Below are 5752 nucleotides of genomic sequence, written 5' to 3'. Positions count from 1 at the left end.
TTGACAGAATTAGCAGTGTTCAAACTCTCCTCAACATTTTCTTGTTTAGCTGACAAATTGACTAAAGTCTTAGCATAACGTAAGGCAATGTCTTCAGACTGTTTGAAGCGATCAAAAATTTCTTTGACAGAATTAGCAGTGTTCAAACGGTCCTCGACATTTACTTGTTCAACCGACAAATTGAAAAGAGCCATAGCATATTGTAAAGCAATGTCTTCAGACTGTTTGAAGCGATCAAAAATTTCTTTGACAGAATTAGCAGTGTTCAAACTCTCCTCAACATTTTCTTGTTTAGCTGACAAATTGACTAAAGTCTTAGCATATTGTAAAGCAATGTCTTCAGATTGTTTGAAGCGATCAAAAATTTCTTTGACAGAATTAGCAGTGTTCAAACGGTCCTCAACATTCACTTGTTCAACCGATAAATTGAAAAGAATCATAGCATAACCTAAACCAATGTCTTCTGATTCAGGATGTCCCTCATAAATTATTTTTGCTTTTTCAGCTAGAGTTTCACAGGTATCTTGATCTGTTTCCTTAGCTGATAAGTCAAGGAGCTTACCTAACTCTGCTATACTTTGTTCCAAATTGTATTTCTGTTCATCCATACTATGCCCTCACTTTGAAATAGTAATTATTGCTAGTTAAAACTAATCTGCCTTTTCGTTTCATAATTAGTTTCTACATATTTTATTATATCAAAAATCACGTTTTTCTCCTAGTATATGTATGATACTTTTTAAACATATACTCATACAAAAAAACCAGACTCAGTCTGGCTTGAAAAGTGAGTTTATTGTAGTAAATTCTAAAATTTTTTAGAGGATTTTATCCGCTCGATCCACCATAAAGAGGGCGATTGTCATGATGATATCAATTACTAGAAGAATCAGTACCGCTGGAACCCAAGACTGGAACATGTTAAAACTGTAACCAAAGAGAGTTGGTCCAAAGGCCGCTAGAATGTAACCACCGGTCTGGGCAAGTCCAGATAATTGAGCCGTCTTTTCAGGAGAGCTGGTTTTGATGGAGAAGCAAACCATGAGATAAGGGAAAAGAGCGCTACAGGCAGTACCAATCAAGAGATGGGCAACCAACCAATACAAGAAACTGTTGCTCGGGTATAGAAGCATGGCAATTCCTAACATACCAGCCAGAGAGATGATTGTTAACATGAATTGACGGTGACGATTTGACAAACGCGTCGTTAAACTTGGAATGGTCATGGAGAAGGGAATGCTAATTAGAGAAAAGATAGAAGCCAGAAGTCCGGCATCCGTATGAGCTAGCCCTGCACTGATGGCCATGGTTGGCAACCAGGTCATGCTGGTATAGAAGAGCAGGGACTGCAACCCACCGAAGACAATAATAGCCCAAACTTGCTTGCTTTTTAGGATATTCTCTTTTTCTTTTTTCTCTTCATGCCCTTCTAGGAAATGATTGTGGCCATGGTTAGGAAACCAGACCAATAAGGTTAGCAGGCAGACCATGGACAGGCAGAGAATCAGCCCCTTCCAAGATGTTGCCTGAGTAATGGGTACAGAGAGGTAGGAAGCTAGTGCTGTCGCGATTCCCATAGTCGTCACATAAACCGTTGTCAGGAAGCTAATCTTTTGTGGGTAGTTTGCTTGAATCATACTAGGAAGAAGTACGTTAAAAATAGCGACACTTGCTCCGATGAGTAAGGTTCCCAGATAGAGAAGGGGAAGATTGAAGATACGAATCACTGAACCGATGGTTAAGATGAGGAGGCTGTATGTAAAAAGGTGCTCGAGTCCAATCTTTTGAGCCAAACGCGTCGCAAAAGAGGAGAAAAGAGCAAACATCAAGAGAGGAAGGCTGGTCAAAACCCCAAGTGAACTGACCTCAACTCCTAAACCTTGAGCAATATCTCCCAAAACAGTTGGTAAGGCCGTAAAAGGAGCTCTTAAGACCGCTCCGATTAAGATAATTCCTAGAATAAAAAAGAGTGATCGTTTTTTCATGTGAACCTCAATAAACTGATTTTGATAACAGCTTATTTTAAGGCTTTTTCCCATAGATGTCAAGATGGTGTGAGAAACTCCGCTCCTTAGTTGAGCGAAATCATGGGTAAAAAGAAGGAGAGATTTACTAGTTTTTTTCTGGGATTCAAATAAAAATAGGAAAGTCAGGAAATTTGTGATAAAATATAGTGAAAGAAAATATATACATTGGAGAAAAACTGTGTCTGAAAATAGGAAATTTAGCGTCTTGATGTCAGTCTACATCAAAGAAAATCCTGTCTTTTTAGAAGAGGCTGTAAAAAGTATCTTACATCAAACGCTCAAACCTAGTGAAGTGGTTATCGTTGAAGACGGTTCACTGACACCTGAACTATATCAAGTGTTGGAAAAATTGGTAGCACAGTCAAGTATTCCAATCAAACGTTGTCCACTGGAGCAAAACCGTGGCCTGGGCTTGGCACTACAGTATGGTGTTTTGCAGTGTCAGTATGATGTCATTGCCCGTATGGATACTGACGATATCGCTGTTGAAGATCGTTTTGAACAACAGTTTGACTTGATGGAAAAGGAAAACTTGGACTTGCTGGGTGGTCATATCGCAGAATTTATCGACCAACCTGACGAGATTGTGTCTTACCGTCGTGTACCAATTAAGCATGAGGATATCATTGCTTACCAACGTATGAGAAGTGCCTTTAATCACATGACGGTTATGTTCAAAAAAGAGATGGTTCTCAAGGCGGGTAACTACGAAGATGGGCTTTATATGGAAGATGATCTTCTCTGGCTTAATATGATTAGCGCTGGAGCTCGGACTGGAAATGTGGATCAAATCCTTTGTAAGGTGCGCGTGGGAGCGGGGATGTTTGAACGCCGTGGTGGCCTTCGCTATCTCAAACTCTATCGCCAAGCACGTCAAAGAATGCACGCGCGTGGACAGATTTCTTATGGCGAATATCTGAAAAGTGTCTTAATCCAAGTTGTCGTTGCCCTATGTCCAGGATTTGTCCGACAGTTTATATTTTTAAAACTATTGAGAAAAAGTAAATAGCTAATCAGTTAAAAAAACCTCTAGTAATTACTAGAAAATGTGATTTTGTGTAGGAGGATACCATTCACATGAATAAAAAAATGACAGATTATGTAATTGATCTGGTTGAAGTGTTAAATAAACAACAAAAACAAGTCTTTTGGGGGGTTTTTGATGCTGCCAGCATGATTTCCTCAATCATTGTTTCTTACATCTTGTTTTATGGATTGATCAATCCAGCTCCTGTGGACTATGTCATCTATACTAGCTTGACCTTCCTTTTCTATCAAATCATGATTGGATTTTGGGGGTTGAATGCTAGTATCAGCCGTTACAGTAAGATTACGGATTTTATGAAAATCTTTTTTGGCGTGACTGCTAGCAGTGTCTTGTCATATAGTATCTGCTATGCCTTCTTGCCACTTTTTTCAATCCGTTTCATCATTCTCTTTATCTTGTTGAGTACCTTCTTGATTTTATTGCCACGGATTACTTGGCAGTTAATCTACTCTAGACGCAAAAAAGGAAGTGGCGATGGAGAACACCGTCGGACCTTCTTGATTGGTGCTGGTGATGGCGGAGCCCTCTTTATGGATAGTTACCAACATCCAACCAGTGAATTAGAACTGGTCGGTATTTTGGATAAGGATGCTAAGAAAAAGGGACAAAAACTTGGTGGGATTCCTGTTTTGGGCTCTTATGACAATCTGCCCGAATTAGCCAAACGCCATCAAATCGAGCGTGTTATCGTTGCGATTCCGTCACTTGATCCGTCAGAATATGAACGTATCTTGCAGATGTGTAATAAGCTGGGTGTCAAATGTTACAAGATGCCTAAGGTTGAAACAGTTGTTCAGGGACTTCACCAAGCAGGTACTGGCTTCCAAAAAATTGATATTACAGACCTTTTGGGCCGTCAGGAAATTCGTCTTGACGAATCGCGTCTGGGAGCAGAACTTACAGGTAAGACAATCTTAGTCACAGGTGCTGGAGGTTCAATCGGTTCTGAAATCTGTCGCCAAGTTAGTCGTTTCAATCCTGAACGCATTGTCTTGCTCGGTCATGGGGAAAACTCAATCTACCTTGTTTATCATGAATTGATTCGCAAGTTCCAAGGGATTGATTATGTACCTGTGATTGCGGATATTCAAGACTATGATCGTTTGTTACAAGTCTTTGAGCAGTATAAGCCAGCTATTGTTTATCATGCTGCTGCCCACAAGCACGTTCCTATGATGGAGCGCAATCCAAAAGAAGCCTTCAAAAACAATATTCGTGGAACCTACAATGTTGCTAAGGCTGTTGATGAAGCCAAAGTACCTAAGATGGTTATGATTTCGACAGATAAGGCGGTTAATCCACCAAATGTTATGGGGGCAACCAAGCGCGTGGCTGAGTTGATTGTCACTGGCTTTAACCAACGTAGCCAATCGACCTACTGTGCGGTTCGTTTTGGGAATGTTCTTGGTAGCCGCGGTAGTGTGATTCCAGTCTTTGAACGTCAGATTGCTGAAGGTGGGCCTGTAACGGTGACAGACTTCCGTATGACCCGTTACTTTATGACTATTCCAGAAGCTAGCCGTCTGGTTATCCATGCTGGTGCTTATGCCAAAGATGGGGAAGTCTTTATTCTTGATATGGGCAAACCAGTCAAGATTTATGACTTGGCCAAGAAAATGGTCCTTCTAAGTGGACACACTGAGAGCGAAATTCCAATCGTTGAAGTTGGAATCCGCCCAGGTGAAAAACTCTACGAAGAACTCTTGGTATCAACCGAACTTGTTGATAACCAAGTTATGGATAAGATTTTCGTTGGTAAGGTTAATGTCATGCCTCTAGAAGCCATCGATCAAAAAATTGAAGAGTTCCGAACTCTCAGTGGAGATGAATTGAAGCAAGCCATTATCGCCTTTGCTAATCAAACAACCCACGTTGAATAAAAAAGAAAAACGCATATTATCAGATCTTGAAGTGTACTGACCCCAAAAAGTTAGACAATTAATTTATTCAAAGGATTTAGTTCTGTATTGCACAGGACTGAGTCCTTTTAGTTTTACCTTAATTCGTTTGTTGTTGTAATAATCAATATAGTTTACAATAGCTTGTTCCAATTGCTTAAGCGACTGAAATGACTTCTCATAACCATAAAACATCTCCGATTTCAGAATCCCAAAGAAGGACTCCATCATACCATTGTCTGGGCTGTTACCCTTACGCGACATGGATGCTTGAATTCCCTTACCCTCTAGAAACTGATGATAAGAATCGTGTTGATATTGCCAGCCTTGATCACTATGGAGAATCGTATTCTCGTAGTGCTTCTCTGTGAATGCCTGTTCCAACATTGTTTTTACTTGTTCTAAGTTGGGTGAAGTTGAAAGATTATAGGCGATAATTTCGCTATTAAAGCCATCTAAAACTGGTGATAAGTAAAGCTTTTGGGTACTTGCTGGAATGGCAAATTCTGTCACATCTGTGTAACACTTTTCCATTGTTTTAGAGCCTTCAAATTGACGTTGAATGAGATTCTCTGCCTTCTTGCCAACGTCTCCTTTATGAGAAGAATATTTTCGTTTCTGTCGCATTTTAGCTTGTAAATTGAGTACTTTCATCAAGCGTTGAACTCTTTTATGATTTACCAGATAACCACGATTTCTTAGTTCTAAATGAATCCGACGATAACCATAATTTCCCTTATGTTCGATAAAAATGGATTGAATTTCAGCTTTAAGCTCTT

At 39.9% G+C, this 5752-nt stretch carries 4 protein-coding genes and 1 pseudogene; 2 read left to right on the top strand and 3 right to left on the bottom strand.

The genetic code is table 11. The features are described from left to right. Together M1R56_RS09595 and M1R56_RS09590 are read right to left on the bottom strand one after the other, a co-directional pair. Positions 1–608, bottom strand: a pseudogene (locus M1R56_RS09595) (hypothetical protein); the annotation flags it as partial. 210 nt (positions 609–818) lie between these two features. After that, a complete protein-coding gene (locus M1R56_RS09590) occupies positions 819–1985 on the bottom strand; it encodes an MFS transporter (RefSeq protein WP_248035996.1) in 1167 nt (388 codons plus the stop codon). Positions 1986–2205: 220 nt separating this feature from the next. Between M1R56_RS09590 and M1R56_RS09585 the strand changes: the two genes are divergently transcribed. Together M1R56_RS09585 and M1R56_RS09580 are read left to right on the top strand one after the other, a co-directional pair. Next, positions 2206–3036, top strand: coding sequence for a glycosyltransferase (locus M1R56_RS09585; RefSeq protein ID WP_248035995.1), 831 nt, complete (start codon positions 2206–2208; stop codon positions 3034–3036). A gap of 68 nt (positions 3037–3104) precedes the next feature. Beyond that, entirely contained in the window at positions 3105–4955 is a 1851-nt protein-coding gene (locus tag M1R56_RS09580) for a nucleoside-diphosphate sugar epimerase/dehydratase (RefSeq protein WP_248035994.1), read from the top strand. 63 nt (positions 4956–5018) lie between these two features. Here the strand turns inward: M1R56_RS09580 and M1R56_RS09575 are convergent. After that, positions 5019–5752: IS3 family transposase (locus M1R56_RS09575; RefSeq protein WP_248035993.1), on the bottom strand; the 734-nt coding region annotated here is incomplete at its 5' end.

The sequence above is a fragment of the Streptococcus sp. oral taxon 431 genome (assembly GCF_023115445.1).
Lineage (GTDB): Bacteria > Bacillota > Bacilli > Lactobacillales > Streptococcaceae > Streptococcus.
This window is presented reverse-complemented; position numbering and strand designations above follow the sequence as displayed.